The sequence below is a fragment of the Acinetobacter uliginosus genome, from assembly GCF_044130295.1.
GTDB lineage: Bacteria > Pseudomonadota > Gammaproteobacteria > Pseudomonadales > Moraxellaceae > Acinetobacter.
Window position 1 is genome coordinate 1 of sequence record NZ_JBIQOC010000095.1, and the last position, 15512, is coordinate 15512.

Sequence of the window (15512 nt, forward strand, 5' to 3'; positions counted from 1 at the left end):
TCTCGACTAATGTCGCTGGGATATGGTTTTCTCATTGAATAATTTTAACAAATTCTTTTTTTAAGTGCTAAAAAAGAATGAAATTAATACTGGATAGGCTCTTAGAATCTGCGCACTTTATAGAGGTGTCGGTGCGGCAAGTGTTTGAAAAATTAGCTGAACAAAGTTTAAAAATGATGGGCTGGGAAATCGATAATCATTGGCCGCTTGATTTGGATCAATGTGTGATGATTGCAGCACCGCACACCAGTAATTGGGATGCCTTATATGCACGCCTGGCACTCAAGGCATTAGGGGTGCATGTCCGTTTAACCATTAAAGACAGTTATATGAAATTTCCTTTTGGCCCATTTGTACGGGCAATGGGCGGAATTGGAATTGACCGGACAGTGAAGAAGGCAGGAGAGCCACGCCCCAGCATGGTTCAGCTGATGTCGGATTTATTTAAAAACCATCCAAAATTGGTGATGTTGGTGACTCCAGAAGCAACCCGTGCCAAACAGGAACAATGGAAAACCGGGTTCTATCATGTAGCCATCAACGCAGGTGTGCCGATTGCATTGGCTTATATGGATTATGCCAAGAAGAAAACCGGGGTCGGTAAAATTGTTTATCCGAGCGGTGACTATGAAAAAGATATGGCTGAAATTATGGCTTTTTATGCACAAATTCAGGCCAAATTTCCAGAACAGTTTAGCATAGATACACGTTACTACCCTTAAGCCTTACTGTAAAGATAGGACTTCTCTGTCGAATTTTTAAGCGAAGCTAAGAGATGCAAATGGCAAAATCTTGGCTCGCTGTGCATGATGGATCAGTCAATGTGAAATTCAATTTTCGCTTAAAAAATTATTGATTTTGTGCCGGGTTAATCCCGCCTAAATGTTGGCAAGCTTCCTGATAAATATAATATTGTTCCTCGATCACTTCTGTTAATGGCACTTTAAATAACTCCTCCCCATCTTTATAGCTTTGTACATAAGATTCGGCTTTCTGGCGGCTAGAAGCGAGTGCCTGTTCATGATAGGAGGTAATCGAAGTATGCGCCATTTGTGCGGTTTCAATTTTATTGCACTGAAAATTTGCCAGCATTTTTTCTGCATGTTTCAGCTCATGAGAGGTGGTCAGAGAACAGCCAGAGAGAAGAATCATTCCTGCTAATAAAATCAAGGTTTTCATTTCTAGGAAAATGGATGATGGGGTTAGGTTATTGTATAAAGTTTTCCTGCCGATATATTTGATCTGCCCGACTGATTGGGTGTTTTTTGTTTAAGTGAGATTTATTGTAATTTTGACCGGTTGTTATAGATAAATAAGGTTGCAATATCTCAACATATAAATCTGATTTTTTGGAGGTAGGTACTACTCTTTAGAGCAGTGAATTGAAAATCAGGAAACAGCCAGAAGCAAATAAAAGGCTTAAAACTGTATGTTTAAATTGCGTTTCCGAAATTTTATAAAATAATTTTGCCCCTAAAATGGCAGGCAAACTGACACTGATCAGCAAAATTGTCATATAAGGCCAGAGCTGGATGTCAAGCGTGCCTTGCAGTAAATAGGTCAGTAAGGTAAACAGCTGAATGCCAAAATTAAAATGTCGTAAAACGTAACGTTGTTGCTGTTTGGGAAGATTTTTCAGCATGACCCAGGCAGAAGGCAACGAACCGCAAAAACCGCCTAAACCACCCAGAATCCCGCCCAAAAATCCAACCAGACTGTCTGCCAGTTTTCCGGATTGTTGCAGCTGTGGAAATGCCGGATTGAAAAACATCACCGGACACCATAACATCAAAAATAAGCCTAAAACCACTTTAAAGGCTTCGGGTTGAATAATATGCAGCAGATATGTGCCCAAAGGTACGCCAATCAGCCCGGCAATTAAATAAGGCAGCACCAGTGCTTTATTTAGATGGGGATGCTTTTGTTCATTGGATAATGAAATGATATGGCTCCATACCGAAGCAAAGACCACCAAGGGTGCAGCAATTTGCGGGGGCAGTGCCCACACCCAGAATGACATGGCAATTAAGGCAAAGGCAAAGCCGGTGAGTCCTTGTACAAAACCTGCGACCATTGCACCAAGAATAAATAACAACCAAGTCATAGAAATAGGTACAGATGAAAAGGCATTAGTATTCAAAAGATGGGTAAAAAAGCCAAGCTTATATTTAGCAGTATTTCTGCAAATCTAAGGAGAATTTTGTATAAAACCGCTTCGGAATCAGCTATTGGAGTTCGGCTTATGAATAAACAATGGATAAATGACTACAAGAATTCAACACGGACTCCCAATACTCTTCATTAAATCATTCGATACTGATGCTATGCGGTAAAAGAGGTGATGAACATGATGAAAAAAGTGATATTACTTTCTGTATTGGCAGTGTCAATAACTGGCTGTATGCTTGATCCTTATTATGATGACGATTATGGTGGTCATCGGGACCGCAACGGACATTATGACCGACACCATCATGGTGACCGTGACTGGCACAATAAAGACCGTCCGGACTGGGATCATGATAGAAATGACCGAGACTGGCGCTATGGTCGTTAATTAATCTATCTATCACCAATCTGAAATTGACTGACTACATTTGACAAAAAGGATTCCCTCGGAATCCTTTTTTTATTTTTAATCAGGATGCATTTTTTTGATACAGTCCTGCACGGACTGTTCCCGCCTTGCTTTGTTTAATCTGTTGCCAGGAAACAGGGAGTTTAAGCTGATTTAACTCGCGATCGGCCTCCACATAGATAAAGGCGCGGTCTTTAATCAGCGGGTCAGCAAGCTGGGCCAGTTCTTCCCATAAATCCAGACTATAAGGCGGATCTAAAAAAACCAGATCAAAGGTCTGTTTCAGGGTAGGTAAGGTTTGCTGTGCCGTGGCGACTTTGAGTTTGGCATGTTGGCTGGTCACTTTCAGCAACTGCAAATTATCGGTTAAAAAAGCAGCTTGTGCACGGTTCGGTTCAATCATTACCACCTGTGCTGCACCGCGGGATAAAGCTTCAAAACTTAAGGCTCCTGAGCCGGCACAGATATCGAGAACCTGTGCATTTTGAATATCCCACATCAGCCAGTTAAACAAAGTTTCACGGACACGGTCGGGTGTAGGGCGTAAGCCTTCAACACTGGCAAAAGGAAGCTGACGGCGTTTCCATTCACCGCCAATAATACGGAGTTGATTTTTCATAGATCAGTCACCTTCAACTTCTACGGGTTGTGCGCCTGATGCGGCTTGAGTAGCGTGCTGTGTCGCTGCTGCTGTTGTATTGCTCTGAACATTGGTCGCCGTATCCACTGGTGCCGTGCCACTTGGCAATTCACCCGGTTTGATGCCTGCGGTCATGAGGCCGCCACTAATTTGATGGCCCGCAGGACGGATCGGATTCTTTTTACGGGTGTATAACCAATAGTCAAACAGAGGACGAGCCAGCTGCGCGGCCGAACCACCGTGTTTACCATTTTCCCAAACAATCGCAACCGCAATCTCAGGATTTTCAGCAGGGGCAAAACCAATAAATAAACCATGGTCAAGCTGACGTTCACTTAATAATGCTTCGTTGTATTTTTTACCTTGGGCAATACTTTTGACCTGTGCAGTCCCGGTTTTCCCTGCAATATGATACAGTGGGGTACGAATACCACGACCTGTACCGGTCTCGATAACATCAATCATGGCATCGCGCATTTTAATCCAGTCTTCGGGTTTGCCGTTAAACTTAATTTTACCATCTGGTGCATTACGCATTTTAAAAGGTTTGGCACCATGGCTTTCACGCAGTACGTGAGGTGTAATATGCGCACCTTGGTTTGCAGTAATTGCAGTAGCCATAGCCAGTTGCAGCGGCGTTGCAGTAAAGGCACCTTGTCCGATACTGACTGAAATGGTTTCACCTTTTAGCCATTTGCTCTTACGGGTCCGCATTTTCCAGTCCGGGTTTGGATACAAACCGGTACTTTCACTCGGTAAATCGACGCCAGTTTTTTCACTAAAGCCAAATTGGCGCATCCAAGCATTCATTTTTTCAATGCCCATGCGGTAGGCCAAAATATAATAATAGGTATCACAAGAAACCACTTGAGCTTTATGCAGATTGACCGTGCCATGACCTGATTTGCGCCAATCACGGAATTTATGCGAATCGCCGGGTAAAGAAAAATACCCGGGGTCTGAAATGGCGGTGTTCCAATCCACGATATTGTAATGCAGCCCACCTAAACCAAACATCGGTTTAATGGTTGAACCTGGAGGATAGGCACCTTGTACAGCACGGTTATACAGCGGTTGGTCAAGATTGTCACGTAGTGCACTATAGTCGGTATTGCTAATCCCGGTCACAAATAAATTCGGGTTAAAACTTGGACTGGAAACCAGGGCCAGAATTTCTCCTGTTTTCGGATTTAGCGCCACAATGGCACCGCGACGACCCGCTAGTTGCTCGGTTGCTGTGACCTGCAAGCCATAGTCAATTGAAAGGTACAAGTCATTTCCGCGTACCGGCTCTTTACGACCTAAATTACGTAATACGTTACCGTGAGCATCAGCCTCGACAGATTCATTGCCTGGCAAGCCATGTAACAGATCTTCATAAGATTTCTCCACCCCAATTTTCCCAATCAGGTTGGTGCCGGCATATAAGTCTTTGTCAATCGACTTCAATTCTTTGTCGTTAATACGACCTACATAACCAATCACGTGCGCAAACAGCTCACCATGCGGATAGTAGCGCGTCATCTGGGTTTCAATATTGACCCCAGGAAACTCAAACTTGACTTCACTAAATTTAGCAATATCAGTTTCGGTTAAATTTAATTTTAATGATACACGTTCGGTTTTTTTAGCGGTCTTGATGCGGCTGCTAAAACGGTCGATATCTTCTTGGGTCAGGCTTAGAATCGGGGTTAAACGTTTGACGGTATCTTCAATATCTTTTACATCAGCCCGAGACATCGTCGCAGAAAATACCGGATAATTATCTGCCAGTAAAATACCGTTACGGTCATAGATATAGCCGCGTGCAGGTGCCAAAGGCTGTAGCCTGATCCGGTTCTGGTCTGAAGCGGTTGAAAACTCATTATAATGCGCGATTTGCAGATAGGCATAACGGGCAACAAGCAGGAGCAGAAAGAATGCCACAATCCCGATAGAGATAAAAACCCGATTGCGATAAATGCGCTTTTCTTGCTGAACATTTTTTAAAGGAAAGTGCTGCTTCATACGCGATCGACTTACATACAGGGGAGTGAAAAATCTGGTGGCACATTCTAACGCAAGTCAGCATTTTTTGATATTTGTTCTGGCGAACTGTTAGGCGGGTTTAGTTTAAACTTTGACTTTACAGACATTAAAATTGTAAAGTGCAGTATATAAGAGTTCTGATAATTCTGCTAAAGTCAAAATTCAAAAAAAGGACTGTACTAAAAAATAAAATTTAGGGACAACGATGAAAATAATCACAAAAGTGTATCCTTTGCTGGCTTTTTTTGCGCTGGTAAATATTGCTCATGCACAAGACCATTCATATTTACCTGAAGCGAAATTGACATCAGACAGTGCTAAAACATGGAATATCGGGGCTGGATTTACCAAAAAGCTTCTTCATCTGAATGCAGAATGGGTCAATCCTTATGGCATCGCCTATGCAAAAGCGGGTGTATTTTATAATGATGACTATAATGCCGGTGCTCAGGTCGGGTTTCGTTATCCTTATTACCTTACCGGAAAAGATAAAAACGGTTACTACCTGGGTGTCTATGCAGGGCATCTGGAAAGTAAACACATCAACAATGAATATGAAGCAAGACTGGGTGCGGGTATAGATTTAGCCTATGTATTGCTCAGTAAAGAACGGATTAGCAGTTTTAGTATCGGGATTGGTGCTGGCGAAGAGATGACGGATCAGAAGGGTAATGTGGTTGCAGAGACAGAACCCATGCTACAATTTTCCTATACTCTAAGTGTCGGTTTATAGTGAAAATAGTGAGCTTTTATAATTAAGTATTTTGTGATTAAAAAATTAAATATGGAAATCGTGCATGTTTGAGTACGTCAACGAATTGTGGCAAACCTTCTTGAATCGCCCTGATTTCTGGGCAGTACTTAGCATCATTCCTGTGACAGCTTTTGTAACTTGGGCACATGTGTGGATGGCACTGAAAATGGTGTTTTACCCCCTGACGTTTTGGGGATTCCACTTAGGGCCGCTCCCTGTCGGCTGGCAGGGGATTGTGCCACGTAAAGCCGGTCGCATTTCAGGAATTATCACCGACAATACCTTATCGAAATTGGGTTCTTTACGTGAATTTCTGGATGCCATGGATCCGGAAGATATGGCACGGATTATCGGTGAGCAGGTCGGTTTTGAACTTGAACATCTGATTGATGAAATGATGATCGACCGTAATGCGGTACTTTGGGAAAATTTACCCTATTCAATTAAGCGTCGTATCTATTCGCAAGCGCATAAACAGCTGCCGGGTATTTTAAGAGAATTAGTGACTGAGCTGACCATGAACGTCGAGTCACTTGTGGATATGCGTGAAATGGTGGTGCGCCAAATGGAAGGTGATCGCCGTTTAATGGTGAACATGTTCCTGAAAGTGGGACGTAAAGAAATCAACTTTATCTGGCATATCAGTGCATTAATTGGAATGTTCTTCGGTATATTCCAGATGATTGTCTGGTTTGTAGTGCCTTGGCACTGGACGGTTCCTTTCTGGGCAGCGGTGTGGGGTTTCCTGACCAACTGGATTGCCATCTGGATGGTGTTTAATCCGCTGGAACCGCATTATATTCGCTATCCACAGTTTTTTGCACGTACAGAAAGTCGCACGTTCCCGTGGATCAAACCGGTGATTCCACATATTGGCACCTATAATATCCAGGGTGCATTTATGAAACGTCAGGATGAGGTTTCCGATGTTTTTGCCCGAGTAGTCACAGAAGACTTAATTACGTTAAAATCCATTATGACTGAGATGATGTATGGCGGGAAGAAAGATAAAACTCGCCGTATCGTCAAACGCCATATTAACGAAATTATGGAAACTCCGATTGTTCGAACCTCTTTGCAGCTGTCTTTAGGACCAAAAGAGTATGCAAAACTCAAGACGGACTTGATCGATCGCTCGATTGAAATTACGATGGTGCCTGTATGCGACCCGGCCTTTAATGCGAGCCGTGCACAGAAAATCTATCAAATGTTTAGAGACCGTATTCGCGAGTTGACGCCAAGAGAGTTTCAGAATTTATTACGTCCTGCCTTTCAGGAAGATGAATGGATTCTGATTGTCTTGGGTGGCGTAACCGGATTTATAGCGGGTACAATACATTTGTTTGTGGCTTTCTTATAATTAGATGCTGGACTACATGACGAATAAAGAGATTCGTTATGCAAACGCATCACATATATTTGTTAAATGAGGATGTTTTTTTATGCGCATTATATTACTCGGACCACCTGGAGCAGGTAAAGGTACACAGGCTCAGTTGATCTGTAAGCGCTACAATGTCCCACAAATTTCAACCGGTGATATGCTCCGTGCTGCAATTCGTGAAGGTACTGAATTAGGTCTTAAAGCTAAAAGCGTGATGGAAAGTGGTGGTCTGGTATCAGACGAGCTTATCATCGGTCTGGTTAAAGAACGTATTGCTCAACCTGATTGTGTAAACGGTTGCATTTTTGATGGTTTCCCTCGCACTATTCCTCAAGCAGAAGCTTTGGAAAAAGAAGGCATCAACATTGATCACGTGATTGAAATTGATGTTCCAGACGAAGAAATCGTAAAACGTCTTTCTGGTCGCCGTCAGCACCCGGCTTCTGGCCGTGTTTATCATGTAGTTTACAATCCGCCTAAGGTGGAAGGTAAAGATGATGAAACGGGTGAAGAACTGGTTCAACGTCCTGATGACCAGGAAGAAACTATCCGTAAACGTTTAGGTTCTTATCACACTGAAACTGAACAATTGGTAGGTTTCTACCAAGGTTGTGCAGCATCAGGTGAAAATGCACCGACTTATGACAAGTTAAACGGTCTGCGTCCAATTGAAGAAGTTCAAACTGATTTGTTTGCCATTCTAGATCAATCAAAATAATCGTATTTCGATGATTTTGACAATCGAAGAGCCCTAAGTCATATTAGGGCTCTTTTTATTACGCTCTCAAAAAGGACACTGCTGTGAAGTTTGCTGTATTAGGGTTAATGGTCGTATTTCTGGCAGTATTGTTTGCTTTGTTCTATGTCAGTTTCAAGATGCTGAAAAAAGTACGTCAGCAAGAGCGTAGCGAAAATGCTGGTAAGGTGCCTGTGCGTCGGCTGCATCCCAAGTTACAGGCAGAACTCGAACAAAAACGCCAGCAAGAACAGGCAAAACAAAATAAAAAATAATGGCTTTTAAACGGAGCACATCACCTGGTTGAACTCATCTCACTTATGATTCAGCTTCAATGTTCTTGACAGAAATCGCACGGCCAGCACCAAATTCAAAACGATCTGGCCAGTTGCACACATCACACACCACACATTCATGACATTTGGGCTTGCGTGCAATACAGGTATAACGACCGTGTAAAATCAGCCAATGATGGGCATCGACTATAAATTCCTTGGGAATGACTTTGACCAGCCGGTGTTCAACTTCAAGCACATTTTTGCCAATAGCCAGACCGGTACGATTACCTAAACGGAAAATATGCGTATCGACTGCCATGGTCGGATGGCCAAAAGCGGTATTCAGCACCACATTGGCAGTTTTACGTCCCACACCTGGTAATGCTTCCAGATCAGCCCGATTGTTGGGCACCACACTATTGTGTTTTTCAATCAGCAGCTTGCAGGTTTTAATTACGTTCTCGGCTTTAGCGTTATATAAGCCGATGGTCTTAATATATTCTTTTAAACCCTCCACGCCTAAAGCATAAATGGCTTCCGGGGTATTGGCCACTGGAAACAGCTTATCGGTGGCTTTGTTGACACTGACATCGGTGGCTTGAGCGGAAAGAGTCACGGCCACCAATAGCTCAAAAGGAGTGCTGTAATTCAGTTCGGTTTTAGGGCTGGGTCTTTGCTCTCGTAAGCGTTCAAAAAAAATCTGAACCTGCTTTCTGGTCATGTTTTTAACTGCCATCATGAAGCTCCCAGAACAATCAGCTGCTGTTGCAAATCATCCAGCAGGGCACGTTTCTTGAGGTCTTCACGAACACTGAGCTGTTTTTCTAATTTTTTGATTTGGGTGCGAATTTTTGCCAGTTGAATAGTGGTTGCTGCATCGTGGCTTACCACAGGATCAGCTGTTTTTTCTACCACTTGAATCTCTGGAACCAAGTCACTTTGCGCTGAAAATTGGGCAAATAAGGCCGCATCAATATTGGCACGCACCACCGGACCTTTGCGGTTAATCCGGCGTTTCTCTTCACGCTGAATATGGGCGTAATAGCGCTTGCGCAGGTCAGTTTGTTCAGCAATACGCGCCTCTTCTGAAGGCACGACGTGGTTGTCTTCCACCAGGTCAATACAGTCGACCGGGCAGGGCGGAATACAGAGTTCGCAACCGGTACACAGGTCAGTCAAAATGCTATGCATGAGCTTACCTGAACCAATAATCGCATCGACCGGGCAGGCACTGATGCATTTGGTACAACCAATACATTCATCTTCACGAATAATCGCTTTCATACGTTGTGGACGACCATCACTTTGAATCGGCCAAACACTTTCTTCTGCTTTGAGTTTTGGGCGACCCAGCAATTCAGCCAAAGCATCGGCAACGGGTTGTCCGCCTGGTACACATTTATTGGCCTCTTCACCTTCACTTATGGCTTTTGCATAAGGGAGGCATCCATCTCGGTGGCCGCAGAGTCCGCATTGTGTTTGCGGCAACAGGGCGTCAATTTTTTGAATCAAGCTAATTTGAGTGTTCATGTATAACCGGGAGTGCTGGGCAAGCAGCGTGAAACAATGTGCTGGAGAGCAATACTAGCATGTTTTTACATAGAATTCCTGTGCGCAAAAATGGGACTAAAAATGCATTAATATCGGGCAAAATATTACATTGATATATATCTGAAAGTTATTTTATTTATAAATAAAAAGACTGAATAATTAAATTAAATATATGTTCTATATAGAAAATTGAAGTTTTTTTCAAAAAACTATTGCTGAATAGGTGCAAGTGATATTTAATGTTTTGCGCCAAAATATATCATTGATTGAAATTTTGACCAATTTTGATCCATTTTCTGCTGAGGATTAAGCGTTGAAATACAACAGCCTTAACGACTTCCTAAACTACGTTAAATCACGTGATCAACATCAACCAGAGTTTCTACAAGCTGTAGAAGAGGTAATGACTAGCCTTTGGCCATTCATTGAAAAGAATCCAGAATATGCTGATCATGGATTACTTGAACGTCTTGTAGAACCTGAACGTGCGATTCAGTTCCGTGTTTCATGGGTAGATGACAAAGGCCAAACTCACGTAAACCGTGCTTTTCGTGTACAGTACAACTCAGCTATTGGTCCATTTAAAGGGGGGATGCGTTTCCACCCTTCAGTGAACCTTTCAATTTTGAAATTCCTAGGTTTTGAACAAACTTTCAAAAATGCCTTGACTACATTGCCTATGGGCGGTGGTAAAGGCGGTTCAGACTTTGACCCTAAAGGTAAGTCTGAAGGCGAAATCATGCGTTTCTGCCAGGCATTAATCATCGAGTTGTACCGTCATCTGGGTTCAAATACTGACATTCCTGCGGGCGATATCGGTGTAGGCGGCCGCGAAGTAGGCTACATGGCAGGTATGATGAAGAAGCTCAGCAATGACACTTCATGCGTATTCACGGGTAAAGGCCTGACTTTCGGTGGTTCACTGGCTCGTCCTGAAGCAACGGGTTACGGTACGGTTTATTTCGCGGAAGAAATGCTGAAAACTCGTGACGATAGTTTTAAAGATAAAGTAGTGACTATTTCTGGTTCTGGTAACGTAGCTCAATACGCTGCTGAAAAAGCCATGTTCCTGGGTGCAAAAGTGGTTTCACTTTCTGACTCTGCGGGTACTGTATTCGTTAAAGACGGTTTCACTGAAGAACTTCTTGCTGAAGTGATGGAACTTAAAAACGTTCAACGCGGCCGTATTTCTGAGTTTGCGTCTAAACACGGTTTTGAATATATGGAAGGTCAACGTCCTTGGGGTATCAAGTGTGACATCGCGCTTCCATGTGCAACTCAAAACGAATTAGATGCAGACGATGCAGCTCAACTTCTTGCAAATGGCGTGATTTGTGTTGCTGAAGGTGCAAATATGCCATCTACGCTTGAAGCAGTGGAAAAATTCGTTGAAGCGAAAATCCTTTATGCGCCAGGTAAAGCATCGAATGCAGGTGGTGTAGCGACTTCTGGTCTTGAAATGTCTCAAAATGCATTGCGTTTAGGCTGGACGTTTGAAGAAGTTGATGAACGTTTACACGCGATTATGAAAGAAATTCACCGTAACTGCGTGAAATACGGTACTAAAGAAGATGGTACTGTAAACTATGTTGATGGTGCGAACATTGCAGGCTTCGTAAAAGTGGCTGATGCTATGCTTGCTCAAGGCGTATTCTAAGTCTGACTTGGTTTAAGTTTTAAAAAAACCGGGGCAAATGCCCCGGTTTTTTATGTCCTGAATAAACTATTTACTTAACCGTTGAGCGTTCAACCGTCATGTCATGGATATAAGCATATTTCGACTGATCTGCAGCAGGATGCTTGATTTCATAACGCTTGACCCTGATGATTTGTCGCTCATTGGGGTTATGGGTAAAACCTTCGATTTGATCATAGAATAAAGTCCAGTCTTTATCGACTTGGATTTTTATCCCGCTTTCACTGTATTTAACTTCCCGAACCTGTAAACAGTTTTGTGGGGCGACACCGCTACATGGCTTAGTTTCAGGTGAAATTTCCAGAAAAATGGTTTCAGCCTGAGTCTGATATTTGCTTTCAGGGGTCATGGTGCCAGTGAAAACGTATTTCTGACCTGTGGCTGAAATGAGGGTTAATGTCGGTTGTTGTGAATTTTTTAAATCTAAAATAAACGGTACTTTGCGGTTATTAAACAGATCTTTGGCAATGTTTTCTTGCTGCATGGAGACGTCTGGACATGCCATTTGGGTTCCCATGAGGGGGCCTGTCACGATCTGATTATTTTCAACTTTCCAGCTGCTACCCATACCATTACAGCTGGTAGCAATGCTCAAACGGCCTTGATCGTCAAAATTTAGTACCAGTGGTTTAGGTGCGGACCCTGTAGCTGTAAGCCATTGATAAGTGCTCAAGGTCTTATCTGCATTTTGTTGTTGAAGTACAGACACGGCGACATCTCCAACTTTTTGAATATCGCCAGATTGACAAGCTGCAAGCGTGAGTGGGAAAAGAGCCATTGCTAAAAGTTTAACTTTCATTTTAAAAGTACTTGGTTTTGAAGAATTTTTAATAGAATAACGTAAAGGTACTTAAAAAATATGGATACATTTTGGTGAATTAGGTATCAAAATGTATCCATAACTATAATTTTGTTAATAATTAATAAAAAGTTATGAGTTGATGTGCATCAGTCAAAACGGTAAATATCCATGCCCAGAGAACCCATACTGAAACTGCTATGCACAATACTGAAACGATGCCCAGTCCCCATCGCAAAGAACAGGGGAGCAAAATGTTCTAAGGTAGGATGATTACGCTCTACATAAGGGATACTTTGCCAGTCCAGAACCGCAGCATAATCGCTGTGATTCATTTTGCTGACCACATAATTCCGAAAAGTCGATGCCCACTCGGGTACAGTAGCAGCTTCACCATGCCATGCCAATTCACGCAGGTTATGGGTAATACTTCCCGAACCGATTATTAATATTTGTTTTTCACGTAATGGTGCCAGGGTTTGACCAATTTTATAAATCTCCTCAGCAGACATGTTCATCGGTAAAGAGATTTCTACCACAGGAATATCAGCCTCGGGATACATATGCAACAATGGCATCCACACGCCATGATCACGTGGACGAGTGCTGTTGGCATGGGCTGTAAAGCCAGCATTGGCCAAAAGATGCAGAACCTGTTCTGCAAGTTCAGGTTGACCCGGTGCCGGATAGCGGATTTCATACAGCTCAGGCGGGAAACCACGAAAGTCATGCCAGGTTTCTGGACGAACGCTACTACTCACTTCAAGCGCATTACTTTCCCAGTGCGCAGACATCACAATAATGGCTTCAGGCTTAGGCAGATTTAAGCTCAATCGCTCCAGAGCAGGACCTACCTGTTCCGGATTTAGCGCCAGCATGGGTGAGCCATGTGAAATAAATAAACCGGGTAAAGTTTGTAGATTCATGTTGATGCGCCTAATTTAAATAACATCGATTGAGGCTATGATGCCAAATAAAGAGAAATAGAATAAATACAATTTATATCAACATATTGTTCTTTTTTTAGAACAATAATGCACGGTCTGATCCAGTTGATGACTCAAGCTCAGGAATATGTTCGCTTTACACGATTTTGCCAAGCTCAAATCATCCCGTTCTGAACCTGCTTAACCCGCCCGGTGATAAGGATGATTATGGTTGATACTCATTGCGCGGTAGAGCTGCTCGATCAGCATGACGCGAACCATAGGGTGAGGCAGGGTGAGCTTGGATAAAGACCAGTGCCATGCAGCAGCTTTACGTACCGCTTCGGAGTGACCATCCGGACCGCCAATCGCCAAGACCACATCATTACCTTCCAGCATCCATTGTTTCATGGTTTCAGCCAGTTTTTCAGTACTGAATTCTTTACCCCCGACTTCAAGGGCAATCAGGGTTTCATTATGTTTCAGTGCATTCAGAATGCTTTCGCCTTCAATCTGGCGATATTTCAGAATATCGGCTTCAGAATCATTTTTTCCGCGTTTTGCCATAGGTAATTCTATAATTTGGGTCTGCACAAAAGGCTGGATACGTTTGAAGTAATCTTCAAAACCGGTGAGCACCCAGGCTGGCATTTTTTGACCGATGGTAATAATACGGATTTTCATAAGATTCGATGATTTAAGACTCATCTTTATTATAAACGCTAAAACTGATTTTACTTGTTTTTGAGCAACAAATTGCAATTGAAAAGGCGTGCCAGATGCTGCTTTAATCTTCAGCAATGGATTGAATATGCATAAGAAGAGAGGACGATAATAAATGAGATTAAAAAGGGATAAAAATTTAGGCTTATGGTTGAGCACCTTCCTTTGCACTCTTTTGTTCAATACTTCAAGTTGGGCATTACCGAGCATATCACCCGCCAGTAGCGATAATTTAAAGGTCTATCTGGAGCAAATTATAGGTCAGCAGGGGCATCGTAATTATAAAAACTCACAAGAGCTACAACGCGTTTCTGCCTGGATTAAAGAACAGATGCGTTTGTTTGGTATCTCATGCCAGTATCAAAATTATTCGGTGAATGGTTTGGGTTATCGCAACGTAGTATGTACCTTAACCACAGGTCATGCTGACAAAGTGATTGTCGGCGCGCATTATGATGTGTTTGGTGAAACTCAAGGTGCAGATGATAATGCTTCTGGAGTAGCAGGGGTGATTGAAACCGCACGCATACTGTCACAGCAGAAATCGCAACTGCCATATAATGTTGAATTTGTATTTTATACCTTGCAGGAGCCGCCATTTTTCAAGACCGAACATATGGGCAGTTTTGTACATGCAAAATCCATCCAGGCTCAGAAAGATCACATCCGCGGCGTTTATATTTTAGATATGATCGGGTTTTTTGATGAAAATCTGGTACAGGAGTATCCTGCCGGCCTGAAATGGGTTTATCCGCAACATGGTAACTTTATTGCGGCTGTCAGTAATTTGCAGTCGTATGATTTGGGTGCAAAATATTGTGAATCCATGCGAATACTGAAGCGCCTGGAGTGTCAACGACTGGTCGCACCGTCTTTTATCACGGGGATGGAGTTTTCAGATCATCTCAATTACTGGAAGCTGGATATTCCCGCCATGATGATTACAGATACGGGGCATTTTCGTAACAGGTACTATCACAGCGCCAAGGATACCTTGAAAACTTTAAATATTGCCAAAATGGCCAGTGTCATAGATGGTCTGGCTTATAGTTTAATAATTCAAGCTGATGAATAAGAACGCATAAAAAACGCAGTCCCCTAATGAAATATTGGGACTGCGATCAAAAGGTCATCCACCTGGAGATGTAGATGACCATTCACATAACTTATTAATAACTTTTTAAGTAGAAATAAATCAGAAACCTACAGCGCATCACTATCTATACCATATTAAATGGGGATGAGCTGCTGGTTTTTCAAGTTGATGCTTTATAAATATCGTCAAATTTTTACATAAAAAAAGAGAGCCGAAGCCACTACTGTCCCATAGTTTGCTTTAAATAAAAAAACCTGAGTCTAAATAGTTAAAATATAAGTGCAAACAAACACTTTAACTATAAAGGACTCAGGTTTTGTCAC

17 protein-coding genes are annotated in these 15512 nt (G+C 42.6%); 8 read left to right on the forward strand and 9 right to left on the reverse strand.

Annotation, left to right across the window (positions count from 1 at the left end):
- Positions 1-140: 140 nt before the first annotated feature.
- On the forward strand, positions 141-722 hold the full coding sequence (locus tag ACE01T_RS15150) for a 1-acyl-sn-glycerol-3-phosphate acyltransferase (RefSeq protein WP_395519596.1): 582 nt from the start codon (positions 141-143) through the stop codon (positions 720-722).
- Between the two features lie 127 nt (positions 723-849).
- On the opposite strand, the gene ACE01T_RS15155 is transcribed toward ACE01T_RS15150, so the two are convergent.
- Positions 850-1152: a hypothetical protein gene (locus ACE01T_RS15155; protein ID WP_395519597.1), complete on the reverse strand. Its 303-nt coding sequence runs from the start codon at positions 1150-1152 to the stop codon at positions 850-852.
- A gap of 217 nt (positions 1153-1369) precedes the next feature.
- Positions 1370-2104: a sulfite exporter TauE/SafE family protein gene (locus tag ACE01T_RS15160; RefSeq protein ID WP_395519598.1), complete on the reverse strand. Its 735-nt coding sequence runs from the start codon at positions 2102-2104 to the stop codon at positions 1370-1372.
- A 243-nt stretch (positions 2105-2347) separates the two neighbouring features.
- On the opposite strand from ACE01T_RS15160, the gene ACE01T_RS15165 reads away from it, so the two are divergent.
- The gene (locus ACE01T_RS15165; protein WP_395519599.1) at positions 2348-2557 is read left to right on the forward strand and encodes a hypothetical protein; all 210 of its coding nucleotides are present in this window, start codon (positions 2348-2350) and stop codon (positions 2555-2557) included.
- 82 nt (positions 2558-2639) lie between these two features.
- Here ACE01T_RS15165 and rsmD read toward each other — a convergent pair whose 3' ends face one another.
- Positions 2640-3197 (reverse strand): 16S rRNA (guanine(966)-N(2))-methyltransferase RsmD, encoded by a 558-nt coding sequence (gene rsmD / locus ACE01T_RS15170; RefSeq protein ID WP_300044547.1) that lies wholly within the window; start codon positions 3195-3197, stop codon positions 2640-2642.
- A gap of 3 nt (positions 3198-3200) precedes the next feature.
- Positions 3201-5225 (reverse strand): penicillin-binding protein 2, encoded by a 2025-nt coding sequence (gene mrdA / locus ACE01T_RS15175; RefSeq protein WP_395519600.1) that lies wholly within the window; start codon positions 5223-5225, stop codon positions 3201-3203.
- Between the two features lie 235 nt (positions 5226-5460).
- On the opposite strand from mrdA, the gene ACE01T_RS15180 reads away from it, so the two are divergent.
- The 4 genes from ACE01T_RS15180 (at position 5461) to ACE01T_RS15195 (ending at position 8395) form a co-directional block, all read left to right on the forward strand.
- Positions 5461-5979 carry a hypothetical protein gene (locus ACE01T_RS15180; RefSeq protein ID WP_086195128.1) on the forward strand — a complete coding sequence of 173 codons (519 nt, stop codon included), beginning with the start codon at positions 5461-5463 and terminating at the stop codon, positions 5977-5979.
- A gap of 64 nt (positions 5980-6043) precedes the next feature.
- A complete protein-coding gene (locus tag ACE01T_RS15185; protein ID WP_166171004.1) occupies positions 6044-7360 on the forward strand; it encodes a DUF445 domain-containing protein in 1317 nt (438 codons plus the stop codon).
- Between the two features lie 82 nt (positions 7361-7442).
- Complete coding sequence (gene adk / locus ACE01T_RS15190; protein ID WP_180176364.1) at positions 7443-8102, forward strand: adenylate kinase; 660 nt, start codon at positions 7443-7445, stop codon at positions 8100-8102.
- Positions 8103-8185: 83 nt separating this feature from the next.
- Positions 8186-8395: a hypothetical protein gene (locus ACE01T_RS15195; protein WP_180176365.1), complete on the forward strand. Its 210-nt coding sequence runs from the start codon at positions 8186-8188 to the stop codon at positions 8393-8395.
- Positions 8396-8438: 43 nt separating this feature from the next.
- Here the strand turns inward: ACE01T_RS15195 and nth are convergent, their stop codons facing one another.
- The gene (gene nth, locus ACE01T_RS15200) at positions 8439-9134 is read right to left on the reverse strand and encodes an endonuclease III (protein WP_180176391.1); all 696 of its coding nucleotides are present in this window, start codon (positions 9132-9134) and stop codon (positions 8439-8441) included.
- Entirely contained in the window at positions 9134-9955 is an 822-nt protein-coding gene (locus ACE01T_RS15205) for an RnfABCDGE type electron transport complex subunit B (protein ID WP_257234889.1), read from the reverse strand. Before ACE01T_RS15205 ends, nth begins: the two co-directional genes overlap by 1 nt.
- 307 nt (positions 9956-10262) lie before the next feature.
- Here ACE01T_RS15205 and gdhA point away from each other — a divergent pair, with 307 nt between their 5' ends.
- Entirely contained in the window at positions 10263-11606 is a 1344-nt protein-coding gene (gene gdhA, locus ACE01T_RS15210; protein WP_180176367.1) for an NADP-specific glutamate dehydrogenase, read from the forward strand.
- Positions 11607-11676: 70 nt separating this feature from the next.
- Here gdhA and ACE01T_RS15215 read toward each other — a convergent pair whose 3' ends face one another.
- The 3 genes from ACE01T_RS15215 to rlmH all read right to left on the reverse strand — a co-directional run bounded on the left by ACE01T_RS15215 (position 11677) and on the right by rlmH (position 14054).
- Positions 11677-12444 carry a DUF4377 domain-containing protein gene (locus tag ACE01T_RS15215; protein ID WP_092819944.1) on the reverse strand — a complete coding sequence of 256 codons (768 nt, stop codon included), beginning with the start codon at positions 12442-12444 and terminating at the stop codon, positions 11677-11679.
- A gap of 149 nt (positions 12445-12593) precedes the next feature.
- Entirely contained in the window at positions 12594-13370 is a 777-nt protein-coding gene (locus tag ACE01T_RS15220) for a DODA-type extradiol aromatic ring-opening family dioxygenase (protein ID WP_395519601.1), read from the reverse strand.
- Positions 13371-13571: 201 nt separating this feature from the next.
- Positions 13572-14054, reverse strand: coding sequence for a 23S rRNA (pseudouridine(1915)-N(3))-methyltransferase RlmH (rlmH, locus tag ACE01T_RS15225; RefSeq protein ID WP_092819942.1), 483 nt, complete (start codon positions 14052-14054; stop codon positions 13572-13574).
- Positions 14055-14208: 154 nt separating this feature from the next.
- Between rlmH and ACE01T_RS15230 the strand changes: the two genes are divergently transcribed.
- Complete coding sequence (locus tag ACE01T_RS15230) at positions 14209-15168, forward strand: M28 family peptidase (protein ID WP_395519602.1); 960 nt, start codon at positions 14209-14211, stop codon at positions 15166-15168.
- The last annotated feature ends 344 nt before the right edge of the window (positions 15169-15512 follow it).

Coding starts and splice junctions, on each gene's coding strand:
- ACE01T_RS15155 (WP_395519597.1), bottom strand. CDS start 1,152: ATGATTCTTCTCTCTGGCTGTTCTCTGACCACCTCTCATGAGCTGAAA.
- ACE01T_RS15160 (WP_395519598.1), bottom strand. CDS start 2,104: ATGACTTGGTTGTTATTTATTCTTGGTGCAATGGTCGCAGGTTTTGTA.
- ACE01T_RS15165 (WP_395519599.1), top strand. CDS start 2,348: ATGATGAAAAAAGTGATATTACTTTCTGTATTGGCAGTGTCAATAACT.
- rsmD (WP_300044547.1), bottom strand. CDS start 3,197: ATGAAAAATCAACTCCGTATTATTGGCGGTGAATGGAAACGCCGTCAG.
- mrdA (WP_395519600.1), bottom strand. CDS start 5,225: ATGAAGCAGCACTTTCCTTTAAAAAATGTTCAGCAAGAAAAGCGCATT.
- ACE01T_RS15185 (WP_166171004.1), top strand. CDS start 6,044: ATGTTTGAGTACGTCAACGAATTGTGGCAAACCTTCTTGAATCGCCCT.
- adk (WP_180176364.1), top strand. CDS start 7,443: ATGCGCATTATATTACTCGGACCACCTGGAGCAGGTAAAGGTACACAG.
- nth (WP_180176391.1), bottom strand. CDS start 9,134: ATGGCAGTTAAAAACATGACCAGAAAGCAGGTTCAGATTTTTTTTGAA.
- ACE01T_RS15215 (WP_092819944.1), bottom strand. CDS start 12,444: ATGAAAGTTAAACTTTTAGCAATGGCTCTTTTCCCACTCACGCTTGCA.
- ACE01T_RS15220 (WP_395519601.1), bottom strand. CDS start 13,370: ATGAATCTACAAACTTTACCCGGTTTATTTATTTCACATGGCTCACCC.
- rlmH (WP_092819942.1), bottom strand. CDS start 14,054: ATGAAAATCCGTATTATTACCATCGGTCAAAAAATGCCAGCCTGGGTG.
- ACE01T_RS15230 (WP_395519602.1), top strand. CDS start 14,209: ATGAGATTAAAAAGGGATAAAAATTTAGGCTTATGGTTGAGCACCTTC.